Genomic DNA, 22239 nt, shown 5'->3' with positions numbered 1-22239 from the left:
GGCACGTTTTAAGCCGTCAGACCCGCAGCCGCCAACCCAGTACATCCATCAGGTCGCAGCCATCGCGCATGACCATCGCGGGGACTTGGATGATGTGTTGGAAGTCGATGTCATTGGCATTGTGCAATTCGATATGGGACAGGGCTTCGAGCATTTGCGTGGCCGCCAGAAACCGCGCGGCGGCGTTGGCGTGGAGCACATCCGTGGGGCTTTCCGCGTCGATCAACAGGCTGGGGATCAGGCAGTCGATGGCAGTGAGGGGTATGTATTTAGTCATAGGCTAAGTCTCAGTCTATTGGTTAGAAACCACCCGATTCGTCGCCAAACGAAATGTAGGGTGGCAGCTGTACGCAGGTTGGCGAACCGGAATAGACCAAGCCGGCAGACCCGAAGGCCTCCCGCGCACAGCTGCCATAGAAGCAGCTTTGCGGGTACGAACGCGCCTGCAAACAAGCACAGAGCTTTCGCACAGTCTAAAAAACGAGTCGCCAAACCCGTGTCGCCAATAAGGGCGACCGGCGGACTATAAGCCGCCGGCTTGCGCAGATGCAAGGCGAGGAATTGTTACTGATCGTTCCTCCTCCTGAAACAGGCGCAGACCTTATTCAGGACGGGAAACACGACGAAAAAAGCCCGGAGCTCTCACACCGGGCTTACTTCAAACAATCAGTCGATCTCTCCCCTCTCAGCCCTCCAGCCGCGAGTGGATCGCCCGCCTTACTTACCAGCTATACCGCAGGCCCACATTCGCGCCAAACGGCTGCTCGATGGACTTGCCATTGGCATAGTCGAAGTCGGCATGCACTTGCAGGTCCTTGGACAACTTCACCGCCACACCGGCACCAAACTCGGCACGGGAGCCGGACAGGTCGTTGTTGAACACGGTGTTGTTGACCTTGACGTCATTGTTCTTGGCGAACTCATGGGCCACCGCTGCTTTCAGGTAAGGCTGCACCACGGTGCCGCTTTCCAGGGTCAGGTTGCGACCGACCGTGGTCCCGACCTTGCCCAGGAACGAACGGGTCTGGTCGCCCTCGGCCTGCAGACCGTTGTCCAGGTTGTAGTTCTTGCCCTGGATCACCACCGCCGACAGCTGGCCGAACGGTTCGACGAAGAAATCGTTATCCAGCTTGATATGCCGACCAAATTCGGCCGAACCACCGAGGCCGGTATTGCCGTAGTTACCCTTGGACTGGGTGCCGTCACTCATGGCGACTTTCGATTCGTTCTCGAAGCGGTTGAGTTTGACCACACCGTCGAAGTAGTAACCGGTTTCCGGCTCAAGCCAGGTGGTGTAGCCACCCACGTAGTAACTCTTCACATTACCGGTGGTGCCGCCCTTGAGGTCGAGGTCCGAGTTGCTATGCCCGGCCATCGCACCAATCAGCCAGTGACCGTCGCCCATCTTCAGCGGTGCATCCGCGCCCAGGGTGAAGCCCTGCTGGTTCTGCGAATAACCCACGCCGGAGCTTTCGGAGACGTTGTACTTGTTGCCATAGGCGCGCGCCCAGGAGCCGGACTGGCCATCGTTGAAGCGCAGTTCACCCATGCGGGTACGCAGGGAGGTCAGTTCGCCGTACCACACGGTCGGCGCGGTGTTGAACAAGGCCAGCACCGATTGCGTGCTCGGGCTGATGGTTTTATTGTTCGGGTCAAGGAACCAGTCGGTGCCACCGCTGCCGTTGCTGCTTGAGCCCAGGCCATAGGAGTAGGTCCCGACATCCACCAGGCCGGCGCCTGCCAACGCGAAACTCGCATTGCCGGCAGCCGTGTGCACCAGGGTCAGCGCTTCTGGCGACACCGGATCGACACCGGAGCCGGCCACCAGCAGTTTGAAGTCGCCGCTGGAAGCACCGGTCACATTGAGCACATCGTGCTGGTTGGTGGCGAAATCGACGTTCATGGCGAAGGTGCCGTTGCCCGCCAGGGTGCCCACGTCCAGCTGATAGAAGTTATTGCCCTGGCCCATGGTGACCGTGCCGTTGTCCATCGCCAAGGTGCCGACGCTGTTGCTGGCGGTCATTTCCCATTGGGAACCGCTGTTGATGGTCACGCCATCGACATTGGTCAGGCTGCCTTTAAACAGCGAACCGTTGGCCAGGGCCAGGTTGCCGGTGCTACCGGATTCGACGTTGAAATCACCGACCATGCTGCCCTGGTTGAAGCTCAGGTTGGCCGTGCTGTTGCCCGTCACATCGACATTACCGGTGAGCGCGCTGTTACCCACCAGCATGTTGGCCGTCGCCCCGCCCGACACGTCCAGCATGGTGCCGTTGCCACCGGTCAGCGTCGAGCCATTGAGGACCTCGATATTGGTTTCGGTCGGCCCGACCCCTGCAACGACGATCGCGGAACCGGTACCACCCTCGACATGGGTGCCACTCAACGATACCGTGCTGGTACGCGGGAAAGTGCCATTGCCGACAATCGTGATGCCGTTCTGTCCGCCGACAATCGTGCTGCCCGTGGCCGTTGCATCGGCGCTGAAAAGCAGCATGCCAGAGCTGGTCGCCCCCGTCCCTTCGACATGAGTGTTGGTCAGTTGAACCGTGCTCAGGGAAGAAGCCGAGATACCGCTGGTAAGGCCGGTAATCGTGCTGTTTGAAACCACGGCGGTTGAGCCACCGGAGTTCTGGCCGCCCTGGAGGAGCGTCAGCCCGGTACCATCAGTGCTGGTAATGGTCGTGTCGGTAAACGTCCCGTGGCTGTCCAATAAACTCACGCCATAGCCGATGCCGGGCGCCGCCGTGATGGTGGCACCGCTGATATTCAGGATCGAACCATTGGTCGCAGCAATCTGCCAGGTGTTGCCGGTGTCGATATTCAGGTTCGAGCTGTCGGCCTGAATCTGCTGGGTACTGCCACCGTTCACATTCAGGGTGCCATTGGTTCGCAAAATATAACCATTGACCGGAGAGCTGGCATCGATGGTGCTTGATGCGCCGTTTTCAATGATATCCGTTTGTGCATAGGCCCAGGAACTTGAAAACATCAAGAAAACACATAACAAGTCGGGACGTGCGTGCGTGCACTGTTTAAACCTTTTAAAGGTGAACATTATAATTCCTGATAATAAGTGATTAATTCGCCTCCCGCGTTCGGTGGCACACGTCCAATTGTGACCGGCGCAAGAATACCGAGTAAGCAACCACCTAATATGTAGGAATTTTCCTATAAAACAGAAAGGTAAATCCTTCGCTTACGTTAGAAACCTTGCAAAACCCACATGCCCTGCGGCCTGTTACAAGTCGAAGTAAACAATGTATCAACATCTCATCCGACAGACTGAACATCCATCATCCGACCGATTTAAGGGAGAGAGAAAGGACAGCAGAATCCGTTCTCCCTCCCTACAGGGCCTTCTGTGTACCCACGGGACCCGGTGATAGTCAGTCACCCGGTTCGCACACACCCCCCGGTTTCGTCGAGGACGCGTAAATCACTGTTTCACCCACTATAGGTCCGGTGCTACTGGTGAAAACATACGTCACGCGGACGGCACCACTAATACCAACGGGCTCAGTATGAGTGGCGTAAGGCTCGACATTGAAACTGAAACCATTATCCGCTTCTTCCTGAGTCAATGTTTTGTTTCTGATCCACGGCGCGGGTACCGGGTTAGTCGCTGCCAGATCGTCATAGGGTTGCCAAGTGATATCGACGGTGTCACCGGCAGTCAACAAACCGGGGTTGCCCGGAAAATCAACGGGAACATGCTGATCGTTACCAATAAAGGAACTGCAATTCAGAATCTGTCCGGCACCACCGGGTAAATCTGCTGCCGTTGGAAACTCAGGAGAAGCCAGCTTGATAGGTACCGCATCCGTGACATCCACCGGAGTGGCAATGGACTTTTGTCGGTTGTTGCCACCAATCAAACCGATTTTGTAGTACACATCAACAAGGCCACCGGGCACTTGCTCGATATCGCTCCACGAAACGGTCACGCTCACCACACCACCCGGAGGGGGGTTGGCCGGATCCGGATTATAGATGGCCACCTCGGTCTCCAGGGTTCCCCAGTAGAACCACATCCGCTCACCCAGTTCATAAGGGGTATAGATATCCACCTCGATGGTGGCTGATAAGCCTATGTCTTCTACCCTGAGGACATTATCCACCGGATTGGGCCCACCGCCCAAAACCGTGACGAGGGGCAAGTCCCGGTTCTCCTCATCGGGTTCGTCCGGATTGGGCGGGCCCACATAGGACAGGTCGACTAAAATATTAATCGGCGTGGCAGGCACGCGTTGCCCGCCTCGAACCAGTTCGTAGGTGACAGCCGTTGGCTTTTCTCTCGGTGTGCCGGGCAGATAGGCGGGCTTTAGAACATCCAGATAACTGATGGGGATACTAAACTCGGCTGTCGGCGCAGCAGGGACCGGAAATAAGGCACGCTTGACACCGCCCCAATCCACTTCGATTTGATCAGTGCGACTCCAGGGCGAATAGGGCGGAATCAGCACGTCGACCCCAACCCGGAAAACATCCTCCAGATCGATCAATCTTTGTGCGTCCTCGGCCAAGGGCACCCTGAGGGGGTCCAATGGCCCCGTCGGCATCGGAACAAGGACAAGATTACCGGTGGTATCCAGTGATTTGGCGCCGACATTTCCGACTTTATCAAGAAGGTAGTAATTGATGAAAATCGGCCCATCCAATAACGCCTCCAGTCGATCGCCTGGAATAAAAATAACACGCCCCGGACCTATAGAACCTTCATAAACAGGATCGCCTGCAGGAGTCGGGTCATTGTCGAGAAAGACTTCGATCGTATCCCCAGGTTGTTCATCGTTGTAAGGAGGAACCACCATGGCCAGCTCATTATTATTATTGTCCAGGTAATCCTTGGTAATCACACCATCGATAATTTCTGTCGTATCTCTGTAGGTCAACTGGTTTGGGCGTTGACCGCCGTGAGGCGCTGTTTTGTCGATGACAATGGTCACTGGCAGAGAAGCGTTGCGGGCAAGGTTCCAGCCTAAGATTGTGTAACGTAACTCATAAAAGCCCTCTCTTGCAAAGAGCGCTTTATCCAGTACAACATTCACAGGTGGGTCAGTCACCAACGTGGGACCGGGTTTAGGAATGGTCTCTACTACTTTATCGTCCCAGTCTGGGTCTGACAGAAGCTTCCACTCAATCAGAATATTATCTACAAAGATAGCTGATTGTGCTGGGTTTTCCCAGATCGGAATCTCAATATTCATATCGGAGTCTTGATCATCCCGTGGCACATAACCCTTAAACTGGGGCTCGCCTGGCCAGTAATCCGGAATGATCGGTTCGGCAAGGTCAACCAGGTTGGTATTGCTTTGGCTGCCCACCTGCCTGAGCCACTTGCTATAAGCCTGGCGATTCTTCTCGGCACTCACGTTACTTCTTTTAGGAAAAGCGCTCATGTTCAATACCTCTTACGTTCGGATGGATATAACTCACCTGCCCCGTTGAATAAGATCACAGGTGAAGATTCGACACGGTCAGGAAGCCATCGCTTTGTCAGACAACAGGCCATGTTGCAACCACCGAACAAAATCCACTACCCAAGGCCACCTGATAAATCAGGTTTTAGTACCCCGTTCTAAGCTCTCCCCCTCTCTCAAATAGGAGGACACATATCCGGTGAAACCGTTTCAATGATTTTCAAATTCTCGGGAGCCGGTGACGTGCCAAACTGCCCACTGGTTTTGGTCAATGTGTAATAGGTGCCCCACGACCCACGGGTGACCGGCTTGATATAGGGTTCATAGGGTTGAATCCAGACATCGATATAACCATCGCGTACATGATCAGCCCCGACCGTTTCCGGGAATTCGCCATAGGTTTCGGGAATCGGGTCGGTTGAGTTGAAGTTTCGGTAACCCTGCCAGAACACCATGATTTCATCGCCCAGACCAAAATGGCCACTGTCGAAATTTACTCTGACACGAATCCCTTCCCAGGGTTTTTTATCACATTGAATGTAGCCAAACGCGTCTTCATCTTCAAATACGGGTTCCGGCAAATCATTGATCGTGACCACTTGCACGCGGACATATTGATTTTCAGACTGCTGTTCATTGACACCATTACTGGTGGTGTAATAAACCGGCAACTGCGCATTATTCGGGTCCATATCAATGACCGACCAAGGCACGGTCGTAAAGGCGACTCTATCGCCTTCGCTATCGCCTGGCTGAACGTCATAGCGCGCCACGGGCCCCGCCACACTGCCCCAGTACAGTTCCAGAACCTCCCCGGCATTAGGGGTTTGATAAAGCGTCAGATAAGGAACAACGGGAAATGCTCTATCCGCCGGCAACAGGACGTTGGGCGTACCTGAACCGCCGATAATATCAAGCAGTTCCAACAGCGGATTGAGCAATGCTGGAGCACCGGGGTGGTCCTGGCCAGCCACGGTAAAGTCGACATTGATCGGTAACGGTTGAGAAGGAAACGGCGGAAAAGGCGGACGGTTCACCTCATAAGCAACAGGCATCGCCCTGATGGGCCCCAGCCCCTGGGCAACCAGCACCGTCCAGGGAACCGGGACCGTCAGGGGTAGAATGGCCGGCTGCGGGGGAAGCTCGGTGCCATCCCAGGTGACCACGATATCGTCCGTGGGCAACACATTATTCAAGGGCGGCTCAATCAGGACCGTCACCTGCGCCCGCGCATCCGCCCGATTGACCAGGGCGTCACTTTCCTGCGCCGGCACCCGCGGGGGTGGCAGAACCCCAGGGAGCGGAATCAGGGAAACCGTGGCCTCTGCCGGTTTTGAAAATACCAGCGTTTCATTCCCCGCACGGTCGCGCAACTTGTAAAACGCGTAGAAGGTACCGTTCTTGTTCGGCGCACGAATCACCGCGCCGGTCAAATCGACACGGATGTCCTGCGCAATGATATCGGCGTCGGAAATAGTCTCTATATGGACCGGGTCGCCGAGCGGCGGATCACGGTCCGACCACCACAAGAGTAACTGGTCGCCATCGGCGGCTCCGGTATACAAGGGCAGTGGCAGGCGAAGCACCACTGTATCCTGATGGGTCAACAGATAGTCTTCGGTAATAATATTATTGACAAGGTCCGCAGGGAACAACAAAGCCTCGGGTTGCTTATCATAGCTGGGCGGCTGGGTATCCAGGGTTACCACGGTCACAAACGAGGGCACGACAAAAGTGTTAAAACTCGTCACCACATACTGGATATCGTAACGCCCATCCGCTTGCAGGCGATTGCGCGGAACCTTCAGCGACAAAGGAAACATAGCGTCGGTCACCGGTCCGATCACCCTGACTTCGTCCACGACGTCGAGGGCCCGGGTTGAAAGGCCCCAATACAGTTTGACGATATCCGACCAATTAGGGTCCGGCGCCGAATACTCCCAGCGTTTGGGCACCCTGACTTCCAGGTCCTGATTCTGCGAGCCGGTCGGTAACAGGCCAAAGGGGTCCAGAGGATCCAGAACAGCCGGAACTTCGGGGCGATCAAGATCAACAATCTGTGCCGACGAATCACCAGTCGCCGTCCTGGCGTGTGCGCGTTTTTTCTTTGGCAGGGCCATATCGACTCTCCAATTCAATGACACTACGCGGTCTGATCTACGCGCATTCATTAACAGCAGTGATGGGGACCTCTACTGCTCAGTAGTCGAATGCCAATGCTATTGACCTGGGTAGATTTCACTCCTCTTTCGGTGACTTGCCTACTGTCAGAATTGACAGGTATGCACGCCGTCCGTCGGTTACCCGAGGACGGTTTCAGGGGATTAAACGGCAAAAGCCCGGCTCTGCCGGACTCAAGCGAAATGAGCGCAAGGGATGCGCTCATTGGGGGCAAAAAAACGAGAGGTACGGCCTCGGCGTTTAAATCAATTGCTCATCAATCACCAACACCACCTTCCCCGCCACCTGATTCCCCGCCAACGTCTCGAACGCCGCCTCGGCATCCTGGATCGCAAAGGTCCTGGCCAACTGCGGACTCAAGCGCTTCTCGGCAAACAACGGCCAGACCTGTTCACCCAGGTCACGCAGCAGGTCGGCCTTGAACTGATCGTCGCGGCTGCGCAAGGTCGAACCGAGCAACTGAATACGCTTGGCGAGGATCTTCGCCAGGTCCAACTGGGTTTCGCGCCCGCCCATCAGGCCGATCAGCACCCACCGCCCGTCAACTGACAAAAGTTTCACGTTCAGCGCGGCGTAGTTCGCCCCCACCGGATCGAGGATCACATCGAAGGGCGCAAAGTCGCTCAGCCCCTCGATATCGTCCCCCCGAACCACCCCACCCTGGGCCCCCAGCGCTTCACAATAGGCCAGTCGATCAGCCGAGCCGACACTCACCCAGCACGGGTTGCCGAAGGCCTTGCACAGCTGGATCGCCGCCGAACCGACGCCACTGGCACCGGCGTGCAGCAGGACTTTTTCACCGGGTTTGAGGGCCGCCAACTGGAACAGATTCAGCCACGCGGTGGCATAGACCTCAGGCAGCGCGGCCGCCTCCAGCAGGCTCAGGCCTTCCGGCACCGGCAACACATGCCGTGCGTCGACCACCACTTCCTCGGCCATGCCGCCGCCGGCCAACAGCGCGCACACACGGTCGCCGACCTGCCAGGATGCGCCCGGCCCGACTTCGCTGATCACCCCGGAACACTCCAGGCCCAGCACCTGGCTGGCCCCGGGCGGCGGCGGATAGAGCCCGGCTTTCTGCAATAAATCGGCGCGATTGAGCCCCGCGGCCGCCACCCGAATCCGAACCTGTCCCACATCACAAGTCGGACTCGGCTCTTCAACCCACTCCACCTGACCTTCAACGCCTTGCAATGCTTTCACAGTGCCTCCATAGTGAGTCTGGACTGAGCCCGTAGCTGAAGCGCCGGGCTTTTTGCATTATGCGACTGGCCCGCGGGTCGTACGAAAATTCGCAAACGCGATTTTGGTACGCAGTCCTGCGGAACCGGCGACTTTAAAGACGGCCTAATATGCGTTATCAATTGCCCCCGCGTCGAATCAGCATGAAGCATCTGTTCCCCAGCACCGCACTCGCTCTTTTCATTGGCCTTGGCATTTCCTCGTTCTCGGCCAATACGTTCGCAGCCAATAGCTGGGACAATCTTCAGCCCGACCATGACGAGGTAATTGCCAGCCTGAGCGTCGTCGAGTTGCTCAAGCGTAATCACTACAGCAAGCCGCCGCTGGACGACGCGCGCTCGGTGATTATCTATGAGAGCTATCTCAAGCTGCTCGACCCGTCGCGCAGTTATTTCCTGGCCAGTGACATCACCGAATTCGACAAATGGAAAACCCAATTTGACGATTTCCTCAAAAGCGGCGACCTGAATGCCGGCTTCACCATCTATAAGCGTTACCTGGACCGGGTCAAATCGCGTCTCGACTTCGCCATTGCCGAATTGGACAAGGGCGTCGACAAGATGGATTTCACCACCCAGGAAACCTTGCTGATCGATCGCAAGGACGCTCCGTGGCTGAAGACCACCGCCGAGCTCGACGACCTGTGGCGCAAACGCGTCAAGGACGAAGTGCTGCGTCTGAAGCTCGCTGGCAAGGACCCCAAGGCGATCCAGGAACTGCTGGTCAAGCGCTACAAGAATCAGCTGACGCGCCTGGACCAGACCCGCGCCGAGGATATCTTCCAGGCCTACATCAACACCTTTGCGATGTCCTACGACCCGCACACCAACTATCTGTCTCCGGATAGCGCGGAAAACTTCGACATCAATATGAGCCTGTCCCTGGAAGGCATCGGCGCCGTGCTGCAGAGCGACAATGACCTGGTCAAGGTCGTGCGCCTGGTACCGTCGGGCCCGGCGGACAAGACCAAGCAGGTCGCTCCGGCCGACAAGATCATCGGTGTCGCCCAGGGCGACAAGGAAATGGTCGACGTGATCGGCTGGCGCCTGGACGAAGTGGTCAAGCTGATCCGCGGGCCGAAAGGCTCGGTGGTCCGCCTGGAAGTGATTCCGGCCAGCAATGCACCGAACGACCAGACCAGCAAGATCGTTTCCATCACCCGCGAATCGGTGAAGCTGGAAGATCAGGCGGCGAGCAAGTCGATCCTGCACCTCAAGCAGGATGGCAAGGACTACAAGCTCGGCGTGATCGATATCCCGGCCTTCTACCTGGACTTCAAGGCGTTCCGCGCCGGCGATCCGGAATACAAGAGCACCACGCGCGATGTGAAGAAACTGCTGGGCGAGTTGCAGAAGGAAGGCGTCGACGGCGTGGTCATCGACCTGCGCAACAACGGCGGCGGTTCCCTGCAGGAAGCCACCGAGCTGACCAGCCTGTTTATCGACAAGGGTCCGACCGTGCTGGTGCGTAATGCCGAAGGCAAGGTCGACGTACTCGAAGACGAAAGCCCGGGCGCCTTCTACAAAGGCCCGATGGCGCTGCTGGTCAACCGCCTGTCCGCCTCGGCTTCGGAGATCTTTGCCGGCGCCATGCAGGACTACCATCGCGCGCTGATCGTCGGTGGCCAGACCTTCGGTAAAGGCACCGTGCAGACCATTCAGCCGCTCAACCATGGCGAGCTGAAACTGACGCTGGCGAAGTTCTACCGGGTTTCCGGGCAGAGCACCCAGCACCAGGGCGTACTGCCGGACGTGGATTTCCCGTCGATCATCGACACCAAGGAAATCGGCGAAAGCGCACTGCCGGAAGCCATGCCGTGGGACACCATCCGGCCGTCGATCAAGCCGGCGGTGGATCCGTTCAAGCCGTTCCTGGCCCAGCTCAAGGCTGACCACGAGGCACGCGCCTCGAAGGATGCGGAGTTCATCTTCATTCACGACAAGCTGGCCCTGGCCGACAAGTTGCTGAAGGAAAAAACCGTGAGCCTGAACGAGGCCGAGCGTCGTGCCCAGCGCACCGATATCGACGCCAAGCAACTGGCCATGGAGAACGCCCGTCGCAAAGCCAAGGGCGAAGAGCCGCTCAAGGAACTGAAGAAAGAAGACGATGACGCCTTGCCGCCTGATCCGGACAAGAAAACCAAGCCGGAAGACGACGCCTACCTGAGTGAAACCGGGCGTATTCTGCTGGACTACCTGCGCTTGAACACGGCGGTGGCGAAACACTGAAAGATGATGGCAATTTAATGTTCCGCTGCTTCTGAGCGTCATCAAATAGTCATCATTCTGTCGTGAAATAGAGGACTGGGTACTGCTCTTGCACAAAGGGCCGGGCCCGGTCCTTTTTTTATCCATAGAGACAACCATGACCATGACCGAACAGCTGAACGCCTTGAGTTCAATCCTGGCTCAGAATGGTCTGCACAGCTTGTTCCAACCGATCATCTCGCTGTCCGAACGACGGATCATCGGTTATGAGGCCCTCAGCCGGGGCCCCTCCAACAGTCCGCTGCACTCCCCTATCAACCTGTTCGCCGTGGCCCGTCAGGCCGGCCGCCTCAGCGAACTGGAAATGCTTTGCCGCCTCAGCGCCTGCCGCCGATTCAGCGAACAGAAGCTGCCGGGCAAACTCTTTCTCAACGTCTCGCCGGAATCCTTGCTGGAGCCGAGTCACCAGCCCGGGCGTACCCTGAAGTTGTTGCAGGACTTCGGTATCGACCCGAGCAATGTGGTGATCGAGCTCACCGAGCAAACCCCGACCGACGATTTCCAACTGCTGCAAAACGCCTTGCATCACTATCGCGCCATGGGCTTTTCCATTGCCCTGGATGACCTGGGGGCCGGCTATTCGAGCCTGCGCCTGTGGTCGGAGCTGCGCCCGGACTACGTGAAGATCGACCGGCACTTTATCGACGGTATCCACCAGGACGGGCTCAAGCGCGAATTCGTCGGTTCCATCCTGCAAATCGCCAAGGCCTCCCGGGCCCAGGTGATCGCCGAGGGCATCGAGCTGCCGGAGGAACTGGCGGTGCTCACCGAAATGGGCGTCGACCTGGTCCAGGGTTATCTGCTCTGCCGGCCCCAGGAACAACCGCCGCAGGAAGCGCGCACGCTGCTGCCCAAGCTGGAGGCCACCTCATTGGCCCTCAACGAAGAAGCCGGCGACCTCTGCGCCCTGCTCAACGAACAACCGGCGGTGGCCCTGGGCACCTCGACGACGGATGTGCTGGAAGCCTTCCGGCGCCAGGCCAACCTCAACTCCCTGGCGGTGCTGGATGAGCACAATCACCCGTGTGGCATCGTGCATCGCTATTCGCTCTCGGAAGCCCTGCTCAAGCCCTTCGCCACGGAGCTGTTCGCGCGCAAGCCGATCAGCCGGCTGATGAGCAATGACTTCCTGGCGGTCGAGTCGAGCCAATCCCTGCAGCAGGTCAGCCGCTTGCTCACCAGCCGCGCCCGGCAGCGTATCGAGGAAGATTTCATCATCACCCAGAACGGCCAGTACCTGGGCCTGGGGCGGGTGATCGATGTGCTGAAACTGATTACCGAACTGAAGATCCAGCAAGCCCGTTATGCCAACCCGCTGACCCTGTTGCCGGGCAATGTGCCGATCCAGCAATGCCTGACCCGGCTGTTGCAACAGGCACGGGAGTCGGTGATCTGCTACGTGGATATCGACAGCTTCAAGCCGTTCAACGATATCTACGGTTATGGCCGCGGGGATGAGGTTTTGCTGTGCCTGGCGCAATGCTTGAATGATCGCGTCGACCCGAGCCGGGATTTCGTCGGGCATATCGGCGGTGACGATTTCATGCTGGTGCTGGGCGAGGAGGATTGGCGCAAACGTTTGAATCAGTTGCTGGAGGACTTCCAGAACCAGTGCCGGCGCTTCTACCGCGCCGAGCACCTGGAGGCCGGCTGCTTCATCGCCTCGAACCGCCAGGGCCAGCGACAGGAGTTTCCGCTGTTGTCACTGTCCATCGGCGTGGTGCACCTGAAGCCCGCCTCCTGCACACAACTGGACGCCGCGCAGTTGGCCGAACTGGCCTCCCAGGCCAAGCATCACGCGAAAAACGTGCCGGGTTACAGCATTCACGTGATCGACAGCCTCGAGATCACCCCACTCGAAGACAGCGCCTGAGCAGCGCCGCCCCACTCCCTGTAGGAGCGAGCTTGCTCGCGATGGTAGCCCAGGCACCGCCGGGTATCAGGATGCCCGCGTCACCGTTAACGTTCATCGCGAGCAAGCTCGCTCCTACAGGGGGTTCCCGCGTTATCGTTGACGACAGGGGCAGCGGCTCAAGCCTCGGCCGACTCGGGGTAGTCGTACTCGAACACCCGTACCACTTCCGAAGCATGCCAGGACGCCGCGGCCACGCCGTCGGACGGGCCGGAAAAACGCCCCAACCGCTCGACACACTCGAAGAAGCCGGTACGCGGCAAGCGGCTCGCCCCCTGGCTGATCACCAGTGAACTGCGCAGCGGCTGCTCGGCCTTGGCATCCATCGCGGCCAGGTGCTCCAGCGCCGCCGTCAAGGTCTGCATGGCCGGGCTGGGCAGTTGCAAGCGCTCCAGCAAGGCACGATAGGTCAACAGATGGCGCTGGCGGCGCGCCTGGTCGAGTTCGCCCAGCAACCCATCCCAATGCTGGCGGCTGATGCGCACACTCACGATGCGTCCCTCCAGCCGGACACACCCAATTCCCAGGCCAGGCTGCGACGAATCGCAGCATCAGGCTCACGCTCGCCACTTTCGATCAACCCCAGGTACGAAGGACTGATGCCCACCGTCCGCGCCAATACCTCCAGCGCCAGGCCCTTGGCTTCGCGCAGGCTGCGCAACTGTTCGAAGGCCGGCAAAGTGTCAGCCGGCGGCGCCGGGCTTGCTGAGGGAGCTTGAGGAGGTTGCTGACTGCTCAAACCGGCAGCCTTGAGTAACGATTGATACTGGGCCCATGGCAGAACCGCATATTCCGGTTCTCCGTCACGTGTAATTACTTGAAGATCCATCACCACACCCCGTAGGACTTTTACACATAGCGAGTCGGCGCTTTCCCTGTAGCTTAATCTTAACAGCCGTCAGGGTCGCTAGTGTGGGTGTTCTTCAAGGAAACAGCTGGGTTCAGTCCTTTTCGTGGCGTTGCAGTTGCAACTGCTCGGGGGTCTGCGGCAGATGCTCGATGGCCCGCAACTGCTCAGGCGCCTGCTGCTCAAGCCAAAGCCGGAAAGCGCTCAGCTCCTGGTCCAGGGTGTTCATCACCCAGGCCAGCACGGCGATGTCGTCGAGCATGCCGAACACGGGGATAAAATCGGGGATGGCGTCAATCGGGCTGAGGAAGTACATCAGGCCGGCCACCACGATAACCATCGACTTGACGCTGATGGCCCGGTACTCACCGCGCCAATAGGCCAGGCACAGGACCTGCAACAGCTTCAGGTCCTCCCTGAGCTTGCCCAGGCGACCGCCTTGATGGGCGCTCTTGCTCGCCACGGCGAACAACAGGGTGGGCAGACGGCCCCGCAGCAGCACCCGTTGGGCCATGGGCAGGAAGCGCGCGAAACTCCAGGGTGCTTTCATCATCACTCCAATCGACAGCGACGCCAGGTTATCCACACAAATTGTGGATAACCTTGTGAACAGAGCCACTTTTCAACGCTGAAAGCCCCGTTTTACAAGGGCTCAGCTCAGATCGGGCGTTTTTTACTCACTGAAAAAAAGCCATTATTTCATTGACTTGGCATCAGTCTACGATTAGGCCCATTAGCTGAATGTTAAGACTATACCCACCTGTAGATGTTCGTTTTCTTACAGCCTGCAACTCGCAGAAACGACAACGCCCCGATAACGGGGCGTTGTCACGAGCCGGCGCCTTATTTGGTGGCGGCGGCGTCTTCCTTGGCTGGGTCCTTGATGGCCAGCAGTTCCAGGTCAAAGACCAGAACCGAGTTGGCCGGGATCGCCGGGCTTGGGCTTTGTGCGCCGTAAGCCAGCTCGCTCGGGATGTACAGCTTGTACTTCTCGCCAACGTGCATCAGTTGCAGGCCTTCGACCCAACCTGGAATCACACCGCTGACCGGCAGGTCGATCGGGCTGCCGCGATCCACGGAGCTGTCGAAGGTGGTGCCATTGGTCAGCTTGCCGGTGTAGTGAACGGTCACTACGTCGGTTGGCTTGGGCTGAGGACCGTCGGCTTTCTTGACGACTTCATACTGCAGGCCGGAAGCCGTGGTGACGACACCTGGCTTCTTGGCGTTTTCTTCGAGGAATTTCTTGCCGGCAGCAGCCGACTCTTCGCTCAGCTTGGCCATACGCTCTTCAGCGCGCTTCTGCAGGGCCGCAAAGGCTTCGACCAGTTCGTCGTCCTTGAGCTTCTGCGGCTTCTTGCCGACGGCATCTTCGATACCCTGGGCCACGGCCTTGGAATCCAGGTCGTCCATGCCTTCCTGGGCCAGGCTCTTGCCCATGTTCAGGCCGATACCGTAGGAAGCTTTTTGCGCCGGGGTTTTCAGCTCTACGCTGGAATGCGAGTCGCAGCCCGCAAGTACCAAGCTAACCAGGGCCACCGCCGCCGCCAACCGATGCTGTTTCATGCTATTTCCTTGTTCATGCGCCTAAAGGGCAATCGTATAAAGCCGCGAGCTTATCAGGCCGCCACGACCAATGGCTACCGGCATGAGAGGGGCAAACCGCCAATAAGTTCAGGTGTTTGCGGCATTTTACAAAACCCTGACAGTCTGCTTACGTCTGCACGGACACGACCGAAGCGCCGCGGGCCAGCAGGCACGGCCATCATGGCCACTTGATGCCAGGCAATCCCTCAGGCATAAGAAGGCAACAACTCGACAAGGATGGTGATCTTGCGCATTTTTTACCGTGTATTACTGGCAACGATTCTCCTGCTTTGCCTCGGCATCGCGGTGATCCTGTACTACGTCGTCAATCCGAAATTGCCGACTTATATACCGGCCCAAGTGCGCTATCTGGAGCAATGGAGCGAGGCCGACCGGCAAACCTACTACTACACCCCCCAGGGCACCCAGGTAAAAGGCCTGCGCTATGAGTGGTTCACGGCCCTGGAACTGCCGTTTTCCGAACAGCGCTTTGCCGACCCGGCGTATCTGGCGCGGTTCGGCTTTCTGATCGATCCCCGGCGCAAGGCCAGCGCGAACAACCCCGGCAACCTGCCGGTGGGCTTCGCCCGTCACCAGAACCCCGGCAGCAACGAGCAGTACCTGGATATCACCTGTGCCGCCTGTCATACCGGCGAGTTGCGTTACAAAGGCCAGGCCCTGCGGATCGACGGCGGCTCGGCCCAGCATGTATTGCCCTCCAGCGTGCCGACGGTACGCGGCGGCAGTTTCGGCCAAGCCATGGTGGCGAGCCTGGCGGCGACTTATTACACCCCCTGGAAGTTCAAGCGCTTTGCCCACAAGGTCCTGGGCGATAACTATGACGCCCAGTACGATCAGTTGCGCGCAGACTTCAAGCAGTCGCTGGACATCTTCCTGAAGACGGCCTGGAACGATACCCATCGTGGCCTCTATCCGACCCAGGAAGGCCCTGGCCGTACCGACGCCTTCGGCCGCATCGCCAACGCCAGCTTCGGCGATGCCATTTCCGAGAAGAACTACCGCGTTGCCAACGCCCCCGTGGATTACCCGCAACTCTGGGATATCTGGACCTTCGACTGGGTGCAGTGGACCGCCTCGGCCCAGCAGCCCATGGCGCGTAATATCGGTGAAGCGCTGGGGGTCGGCGCGACCCTGAATTTCTTCGACACCAATCGCCAACCGTTGCAAGGCGCCGAACGCTACCCTTCCAGCGTGCGCGTGCGTGACCTGCAACGGATTGAGGAAACCCTCAAGCGCCTGCAACCGCCCCACTGGCCAGAGGATCTGTTCGGCAAGGTCGACCTGGCGCTGGCCGCCAAAGGCCGCGGATTGTTCGCGGAAAACTGCGCCGGCTGCCATGTGCCGCCGGTGACCGAGGAAAATGGTCGCCCGGTCAAACACCTGGTTTCGATCCCGGTCGCGGCGATCGGCACCGATCCGAACACCGCCAACAACATCGCCGACAATCGTTATGACCTGAGTTCGCTGCAATGGAGCCTGGCCGAGTTGGCGAAACTGCCGGTGCAACTGCACCCGACGCCCGTTGCGCCGCTGGACCTGACGCAATTGTCGGTGGCCAAGGGCCTGGCCTACGTCACCGCCTTCGTCGAGGAGCGCGCCTATCGCGAAGCCAAGGTCACGCCAGAAGAACGTCCGGCCATGGATGGTTTCGGCCTGCCCATCGGCGTGCTCGAACAGCGCGCCTACAAGGCCCGGCCGCTGGCCGGCGTATGGGCCACCCCGCCCTTCCTGCACAACGGTTCGGTGCCCTCGCTGTACCAACTGCTCTCGCCCCAGGACGAGCGCGCCACCAGCTTCTATCGCGGCACCTTCGAGTACGACCCGCGTCATCTGGGTTATCGCCAGGAAGCCTTCACCAATGGCTTCCTGTACGACACCCGGATCAGCGGCAACCACAACAGTGGCCATGAATTCCGCGCCGGCAAGCGTGGCGATGGTGTGATCGGTCGTTTGCTGCAGCCCGAGGAACGCTGGGCCCTGCTCGAATACCTGAAAGTGCTCGGCGGCCCGCTGGAGTCGCAACTGCCATGACCTCTTCCCCTCGCGTTCACGTTAAAAGGATGTCTCCATGCTGACCCGACTCTGGCTGCGCCTCGGCGCCTTTCTGGGCAAGAGCCTGCTGATCCTGATCGGCCTCGGGCTGGTCGGCTGGGCCCTGGCCAGCGGCTGGTATGCCTGGCGCCTCAGTGGCCCGGTGTCCGCCGAGGAACAGATTCCGCCCGGCGAATCGGCCATGACCCAGGACATCATCCAGACCGCCGTGCGCATCGTCGATCAGCACCGCGAAGGCACCCGCTACCTGCGTGACGCCCATGCCAAGGCCCACGGCTGCGTGAAGGCCGAGGTCCAGGTGCCGAACGACCTGAGCAGCGACCTGCGCCAGGGTGTGTTTGCCGAACCGGGCAAGACCTGGCAGGCGCTGATCCGCCTGTCCAATGGCAACGCCTACCCGCAGTTCGACAGTATTCGCGACGCCCGCGGCATGGCGCTCAAGCTGCTCGATGTCCCGGGCAAGCAATTGCTGCCGGGACAACAGGGCCGCAATGAGCAGGACTTCGTGATGTTCAGCCACCCGAACTTCTTCGTCAGCGATGTCGCCGAGTACCAGCAGAACATCGGGGCCCAGGCAGACGGCAAGCAGGTGCTGGCGTTTTTCCCGAGCTGGAATCCGACCACCTGGCAGGTGCGCCATCTGTTTATCGCCCTGGCGACCTTGGCGCCGGCGCCGATCAGTCCGACCCAGACCACCTATTTTTCGGTCTCGCCCTACAAGTTCGGCAATGACAACGCCAAGTTCCGCGTAGCCCCCGACCCGCAGAGCTGCCCGGAATATGCCTTGCCGAAACAGAATGAGGACCTGCCGAACTTTCTGCGCAGCGCCCTGACCCAGCAGTTATCCACAGACCGTGTGCCGGCCTGCTTCGTCTTGCAGATCCAGCGGCAGAATGCCCATCTGTATATGCCGATCGAGGACACCAGCGTTGAATGGAAGGAGAGCGACGCGCCGTTCCAGACGGTGGCGCGGATTCGGGTTCCGGCCCAGGACTTCGATACGCTGGAGCAGAACATCGCCTGTGACAATCAGTCGTTCAGCCCTTGGCATGGGTTGGAAGCGCATCGGCCGATTGGCGGGATCAACCGCTTGCGCAAGGCGGTGTATGACGCGATCAGTGATTACCGGCATAGCCGCAACGCCGAGCAATAGCGTACGAGCCCAGTGGCGCCCTTTCAGGCGCCATCGCCAGCAAGCCGGCTCCTACAGGACCGCGTCTCACCGCAAAAATATCATGCTACCGAGATCCATGTAGGAGCCGGCTTGCCGGCGATGAGGCCCCTGAGTCTGGCGATGTTCTTGCTGACGCCCACGGTTCCAACAAACCCCAGACGACAAAAAGCCCGCACAAGGCGGGCTTTCTGTGATGACCTGGCGTTCAGTGGTCCAGATCATTTGAATATGGCGCAGCGGACGGGACTCGAACCCGCGACCCCCGGCGTGACAGGCCGGTATTCTAACCGACTGAACTACCGCTGCGCGTAACACTGAAATCGAATGGTGGGTGATGACGGGATCGAACCGCCGACCCTCTGCTTGTAAGGCAGATGCTCTCCCAGCTGAGCTAATCACCCTTCACTTTCGGTGTGGGCGCATTATGCCACAAAAAATCCATAACGCACTGATTTAAATAATCTTTTTTCAGGGCATGGAGATTTCGGATTCGCAGACAGCAAAAAGCCCGCACAAGGCGGGCTTTCTGTGATGATCTGGCGTTCAGTGGTCCAGATCATCGAATATGGCGCAGCGGACGGGACTCGAACCCGCGACCCCCGGCGTGACAGGCCGGTATTCTAACCGACTGAACTACCGCTGCGCGTAACACTGAAATCGAATGGTGGGTGATGACGGGATCGAACCGCCGACCCTCTGCTTGTAAGGCAGATGCTCTCCCGGCTGAGCTAATCACCCTTCGCTTTCGGTGTGGCGCGCATTCTACGGAGCACTCGAAACTCTGGCAAGCACTTTCTTTAATATTTTTCTCAGGCCTTCCAAAGACTTAGCTGAGGGTTGGCCTATGGGGCTGCGAAGAGAATAATGCCCTCCTTTGTATAAAGGAGAGATGCACCCCATGTGGTTCAAGAACCTGCTGATCTACCGCCTGACCCAAGATCTGCCTTTTGATGCCGAGGCGCTGGAGACCGCACTGGCGAGCAAACCGGCCCGCCCCTGTGCAAGCCAGGAGTTGACCACCTATGGTTTCGTCGCGCCCTTCGGCAAAGGTGAAGACGCCCCGCTGGTGCATGTCAGCGGCGACTTCCTGCTGGTGGCCGCCCGTAAGGAAGAACGAATCCTGCCGGGTAGCGTGGTGCGCGATGCGCTGAAGGAAAAGGTCGAGGAGATCGAAGCCGAACAGATGCGCAAGGTCTACAAGAAGGAGCGTGACCAGCTCAAGGATGAAATCATCCAGGCCTTCCTGCCCCGCGCCTTTATCCGTCGTTCGTCGACCTTTGCCGCTATCGCGCCGAAACAGGGCCTGATCCTGGTCAACTCGGCCAGCCCGAAACGTGCCGAAGACCTGTTGTCGACCTTGCGTGAAGTGCTCGGCACCCTGCCGGTGCGTCCACTGACGGTGAAAACCGCGCCAACGGCCGTGATGACCGACTGGGTCAAGACCCAGGCGACCGCGGAGCATTTCTTCGTCCTCGACGAATGCGAACTGCGCGATACCCAGGAAGACGGCGGCATCGTGCGCTGCAAGCGCCAGGACCTGACCGGCGAAGAAATCCAGTTGCACCTGAGCACCGGCAAGATGGTCACTCAGCTGTCCCTGGCCTGGCAGGACAAACTGTCCTTCGTGCTCGACGACAAGATGGTGGTCAAGCGCCTGAAGTTCGAAGACCTGCTGCAAGACCAGGCGGAACAGGATGGTGGCGAAGAAGCCCTGGGCCAGTTGGATGCCAGCTTCACCTTGATGATGCTGACTTTCGGCGAGTTCCTGCCGCAGCTGTTTGACGCGCTGGGTGGCGAGGAGATGCCGCAGGGCATCTAAAGCAAGCACACGCCTCACCCTATGTAGGAGCGAGCTTGCTCGCGATAAACGCAAGGACACCGCAGGGCATCAGGAGCCCCGCGTTATCGTTAACGTCCATCGCGAGCAAGCTCGCTCCTACACGTTTTGTGGTGCTTGCACGATCTCGATGAGGCTCGCCTGCTCGCCACGCCATGTCGGATGGCGAACTCAAACAACAAGGAAAACACCATGCGCGCACTGGCCACACTCAGCCGCTTCGTCGGCAATACCTTCGCCTACTGGGTGCTGATCTTCGCCGTGCTGGCGTTCCTGCAACCTACCTGGTTCATCGCCCTGAAATTCGCCATCGTGCCGCTCCTCGGCCTGGTGATGTTCGGCATGGGCCTGACCCTCAAACTCGACGATTTCGCCGAAGTCGCCCGTCATCCCTGGCGCGTGGCCCTGGGCGTGATCGCACACTTCATTATCATGCCGGGCGTCGCCTGGCTGCTCTGCCGGGCCTTCCAGCTGCCGGCGGAAATCGCCGTCGGGGTGATCCTGGTCGGTTGCTGTCCCAGCGGCACCTCCTCCAATGTCATGACCTGGCTGGCCCGCGGCGACCTGGCGCTGTCGGTGGCCATCGCCGCCGTCACCACCCTGCTCGCCCCACTGCTGACCCCCGCACTGATCTGGCTGCTGGCCTCGGCCTGGCTGCCGGTTTCGTTCGGCGAGCTGTTCTGGTCGATCCTGCAAGTGGTGTTACTCCCGATCGTGCTCGGCGTCGTCGCCCAACGCCTGCTGGGCGAACGGGTACGCCATGCGGTGGAAGTCCTGCCGCTGGTGTCGGTGGTGAGCATCGTGATCATCGTCGCCGCCGTGGTCGCCGCCAGCCAGGCGAAGATCGCCGAATCCGGCCTGCTGATCATGGCCGTGGTGATGCTGCACAACAGCTTCGGCTACCTGCTGGGTTACTTCACCGGCCGCCTGTTCAAGCTGCCACTGGCCCAGCGCAAGTCCCTGGCTCTGGAAGTCGGCATGCAGAACTCGGGGCTCGGCGCCGCCCTGGCCAGCGCACACTTCTCGCCGCTGGCGGCGGTACCCAGCGCGTTGTTCAGTGTCTGGCACAATATTTCCGGCGCCCTGCTCTCGACCTGGTTCCGGCGCATGAGCGAAAAACAGGACCGTGAACAGGCGGCAGACAACGCGCTGAACTAAAGGAAACTTGATCCCCTGGACAGGAGTGGGCACTCTAGTGCGCAGCGCGGGGACGACCTTGCGGCTTGAGCGCAGTATCCGTCCGGGGACGACCCCAGCTATAGATGGAGGTCTACATGTCCTGGATCATTCTGTTTTTCGCCGGTCTTTTCGAAGTCGGCTGGGCCGTTGGTCTCAAGTACACCGACGGCTTCAGCCGCCCGCTCCCCACCGCCCTCACCGTTGCCGCCATGGCTGTCAGCCTTGGCTTGCTGGGCCTTGCCATGAAGGAATTGCCGCTGGGGACCGCCTATGCCATCTGGACAGGGGTTGGCGCGGTGGGCACGGTGATCGCCGGGATCATTCTGTTTGGCGAGTCCATGGCGTTGTTCCGCCTGGCAAGTGTGGGTTTGATCATCGCCGGCTTGATCGGCCTGAAGGTTTCAGCCGCCTGACCCCCTCTCCAACGCTACACGCTCCCCTGTAGGAGCCAGCTTGCTGGCGATGGCGTCAGCAACGACAGCGCCAGACCCAAGGGCCCCATCGCCGGCAAGCCAGCTCC

16 protein-coding genes and 4 tRNA genes are annotated in these 22239 nt (G+C 59.1%); 7 read left to right on the top strand and 13 right to left on the bottom strand.

Annotated elements, in window-relative coordinates; all coding sequences use genetic code 11:
- Nucleotides 1-16: 16 nt before the first annotated feature.
- From HX866_RS12560 to HX866_RS12540, 5 genes are all read right to left on the bottom strand, one after another.
- A complete protein-coding gene (locus HX866_RS12560; protein ID WP_177094413.1) occupies nt 17-277 on the bottom strand; it encodes a short-chain dehydrogenase in 261 nt (86 codons plus the stop codon).
- 444 nt (nt 278-721) lie between these two features.
- Nucleotides 722-2992 carry an autotransporter outer membrane beta-barrel domain-containing protein gene (locus HX866_RS12555; RefSeq protein WP_256344917.1) on the bottom strand — a complete coding sequence of 757 codons (2271 nt, stop codon included), beginning with the start codon at nt 2990-2992 and terminating at the stop codon, nt 722-724.
- 397 nt (nt 2993-3389) lie between these two features.
- Nucleotides 3390-5402, bottom strand: coding sequence for a hypothetical protein (locus HX866_RS12550; protein ID WP_177094409.1), 2013 nt, complete (start codon nt 5400-5402; stop codon nt 3390-3392).
- Between the two features lie 197 nt (nt 5403-5599).
- Nucleotides 5600-7543: a hypothetical protein gene (locus HX866_RS12545; RefSeq protein WP_177139840.1), complete on the bottom strand. Its 1944-nt coding sequence runs from the start codon at nt 7541-7543 to the stop codon at nt 5600-5602.
- Between the two features lie 301 nt (nt 7544-7844).
- Nucleotides 7845-8807 (bottom strand): zinc-binding dehydrogenase, encoded by a 963-nt coding sequence (locus tag HX866_RS12540; RefSeq protein ID WP_177139838.1) that lies wholly within the window; start codon nt 8805-8807, stop codon nt 7845-7847.
- 182 nt (nt 8808-8989) lie between these two features.
- Here HX866_RS12540 and HX866_RS12535 point away from each other — a divergent pair, with 182 nt between their 5' ends.
- Together HX866_RS12535 and HX866_RS12530 are read left to right on the top strand one after the other, a co-directional pair.
- Nucleotides 8990-11074 (top strand): carboxy terminal-processing peptidase, encoded by a 2085-nt coding sequence (locus HX866_RS12535; protein ID WP_177139836.1) that lies wholly within the window; start codon nt 8990-8992, stop codon nt 11072-11074.
- Between the two features lie 136 nt (nt 11075-11210).
- Entirely contained in the window at nt 11211-12986 is a 1776-nt protein-coding gene (locus HX866_RS12530; RefSeq protein WP_177094402.1) for a bifunctional diguanylate cyclase/phosphodiesterase, read from the top strand.
- Nucleotides 12987-13144: 158 nt separating this feature from the next.
- On the opposite strand, the gene HX866_RS12525 is transcribed toward HX866_RS12530, so the two are convergent.
- From HX866_RS12525 to HX866_RS12510, 4 genes are all read right to left on the bottom strand, one after another.
- Complete coding sequence (locus tag HX866_RS12525; protein ID WP_177094400.1) at nt 13145-13516, bottom strand: hypothetical protein; 372 nt, start codon at nt 13514-13516, stop codon at nt 13145-13147.
- The gene (locus HX866_RS12520; RefSeq protein ID WP_177105765.1) at nt 13513-13854 is read right to left on the bottom strand and encodes a helix-turn-helix domain-containing protein; all 342 of its coding nucleotides are present in this window, start codon (nt 13852-13854) and stop codon (nt 13513-13515) included. The genes HX866_RS12525 and HX866_RS12520 overlap by 4 nt, the downstream gene beginning before the upstream one ends.
- A gap of 112 nt (nt 13855-13966) precedes the next feature.
- Nucleotides 13967-14422, bottom strand: coding sequence for a YkvA family protein (locus HX866_RS12515; RefSeq protein WP_177105766.1), 456 nt, complete (start codon nt 14420-14422; stop codon nt 13967-13969).
- 293 nt (nt 14423-14715) lie between these two features.
- A complete protein-coding gene (locus tag HX866_RS12510) occupies nt 14716-15435 on the bottom strand; it encodes an FKBP-type peptidyl-prolyl cis-trans isomerase (RefSeq protein WP_177105767.1) in 720 nt (239 codons plus the stop codon).
- A 267-nt stretch (nt 15436-15702) separates the two neighbouring features.
- On the opposite strand from HX866_RS12510, the gene HX866_RS12505 reads away from it, so the two are divergent.
- The gene (locus HX866_RS12505; RefSeq protein WP_177126400.1) at nt 15703-17508 is read left to right on the top strand and encodes a di-heme-cytochrome C peroxidase; all 1806 of its coding nucleotides are present in this window, start codon (nt 15703-15705) and stop codon (nt 17506-17508) included.
- Between the two features lie 37 nt (nt 17509-17545).
- Nucleotides 17546-18682 (top strand): catalase family protein, encoded by a 1137-nt coding sequence (locus tag HX866_RS12500; protein WP_177126398.1) that lies wholly within the window; start codon nt 17546-17548, stop codon nt 18680-18682.
- Between the two features lie 250 nt (nt 18683-18932).
- Here the strand turns inward: HX866_RS12500 and HX866_RS12495 are convergent.
- The 4 genes from HX866_RS12495 to HX866_RS12480 all read right to left on the bottom strand — a co-directional run bounded on the left by HX866_RS12495 (nt 18933) and on the right by HX866_RS12480 (nt 19441).
- Nucleotides 18933-19009: transfer RNA gene (locus HX866_RS12495), tRNA-Asp, on the bottom strand.
- Nucleotides 19010-19028: 19 nt separating this feature from the next.
- Nucleotides 19029-19104, bottom strand: a tRNA-Val gene (locus tag HX866_RS12490).
- 165 nt (nt 19105-19269) lie between these two features.
- A tRNA-Asp gene (locus tag HX866_RS12485) sits at nt 19270-19346 on the bottom strand.
- Nucleotides 19347-19365: 19 nt separating this feature from the next.
- A tRNA-Val gene (locus tag HX866_RS12480) sits at nt 19366-19441 on the bottom strand.
- A gap of 160 nt (nt 19442-19601) precedes the next feature.
- On the opposite strand from HX866_RS12480, the gene rdgC reads away from it, so the two are divergent.
- From rdgC to sugE, 3 genes are all read left to right on the top strand, one after another.
- Nucleotides 19602-20522, top strand: a complete 921-nt coding sequence (gene rdgC / locus HX866_RS12475; RefSeq protein ID WP_177139834.1) for a recombination-associated protein RdgC — start codon at nt 19602-19604, stop codon at nt 20520-20522.
- 210 nt (nt 20523-20732) lie between these two features.
- Nucleotides 20733-21698 (top strand): bile acid:sodium symporter family protein, encoded by a 966-nt coding sequence (locus HX866_RS12470; RefSeq protein ID WP_121133710.1) that lies wholly within the window; start codon nt 20733-20735, stop codon nt 21696-21698.
- Between the two features lie 116 nt (nt 21699-21814).
- A complete protein-coding gene (gene sugE, locus HX866_RS12465; RefSeq protein WP_100940919.1) occupies nt 21815-22132 on the top strand; it encodes a quaternary ammonium compound efflux SMR transporter SugE in 318 nt (105 codons plus the stop codon).
- Nucleotides 22133-22239 lie beyond the last annotated feature (107 nt).

Origin of the sequence: Pseudomonas gingeri (genome assembly GCF_013386165.1) — a bacterium.
GTDB classification, from domain to species: Bacteria; Pseudomonadota; Gammaproteobacteria; order Pseudomonadales; family Pseudomonadaceae; genus Aquipseudomonas; species Aquipseudomonas gingeri_C.
Note: the sequence above shows the minus strand (reverse complement) of the source record. Positions and strands in the feature narration are given on the sequence as shown.

Excerpts from the sequence above, each read along its gene's own strand:
- HX866_RS12555 (WP_256344917.1), bottom strand. The coding sequence starts at position 2,992 with ATGTTTTCAAGTTCCTGGGCCTATGCACAAACGGATATCATTGAAAAC.
- HX866_RS12500 (WP_177126398.1), top strand. The coding sequence starts at position 17,546 with ATGCTGACCCGACTCTGGCTGCGCCTCGGCGCCTTTCTGGGCAAGAGC.
- HX866_RS12530 (WP_177094402.1), top strand. The coding sequence starts at position 11,211 with ATGACCATGACCGAACAGCTGAACGCCTTGAGTTCAATCCTGGCTCAG.
- HX866_RS12550 (WP_177094409.1), bottom strand. The coding sequence starts at position 5,402 with ATGAGCGCTTTTCCTAAAAGAAGTAACGTGAGTGCCGAGAAGAATCGC.
- HX866_RS12560 (WP_177094413.1), bottom strand. The coding sequence starts at position 277 with ATGACTAAATACATACCCCTCACTGCCATCGACTGCCTGATCCCCAGC.
- HX866_RS12520 (WP_177105765.1), bottom strand. The coding sequence starts at position 13,854 with ATGGATCTTCAAGTAATTACACGTGACGGAGAACCGGAATATGCGGTT.
- HX866_RS12545 (WP_177139840.1), bottom strand. The coding sequence starts at position 7,543 with ATGGCCCTGCCAAAGAAAAAACGCGCACACGCCAGGACGGCGACTGGT.
- rdgC (WP_177139834.1), top strand. The coding sequence starts at position 19,602 with ATGTGGTTCAAGAACCTGCTGATCTACCGCCTGACCCAAGATCTGCCT.
- HX866_RS12470 (WP_121133710.1), top strand. The coding sequence starts at position 20,733 with ATGCGCGCACTGGCCACACTCAGCCGCTTCGTCGGCAATACCTTCGCC.
- HX866_RS12510 (WP_177105767.1), bottom strand. The coding sequence starts at position 15,435 with ATGAAACAGCATCGGTTGGCGGCGGCGGTGGCCCTGGTTAGCTTGGTA.
- HX866_RS12535 (WP_177139836.1), top strand. The coding sequence starts at position 8,990 with ATGAAGCATCTGTTCCCCAGCACCGCACTCGCTCTTTTCATTGGCCTT.
- HX866_RS12515 (WP_177105766.1), bottom strand. The coding sequence starts at position 14,422 with ATGAAAGCACCCTGGAGTTTCGCGCGCTTCCTGCCCATGGCCCAACGG.
- sugE (WP_100940919.1), top strand. The coding sequence starts at position 21,815 with ATGTCCTGGATCATTCTGTTTTTCGCCGGTCTTTTCGAAGTCGGCTGG.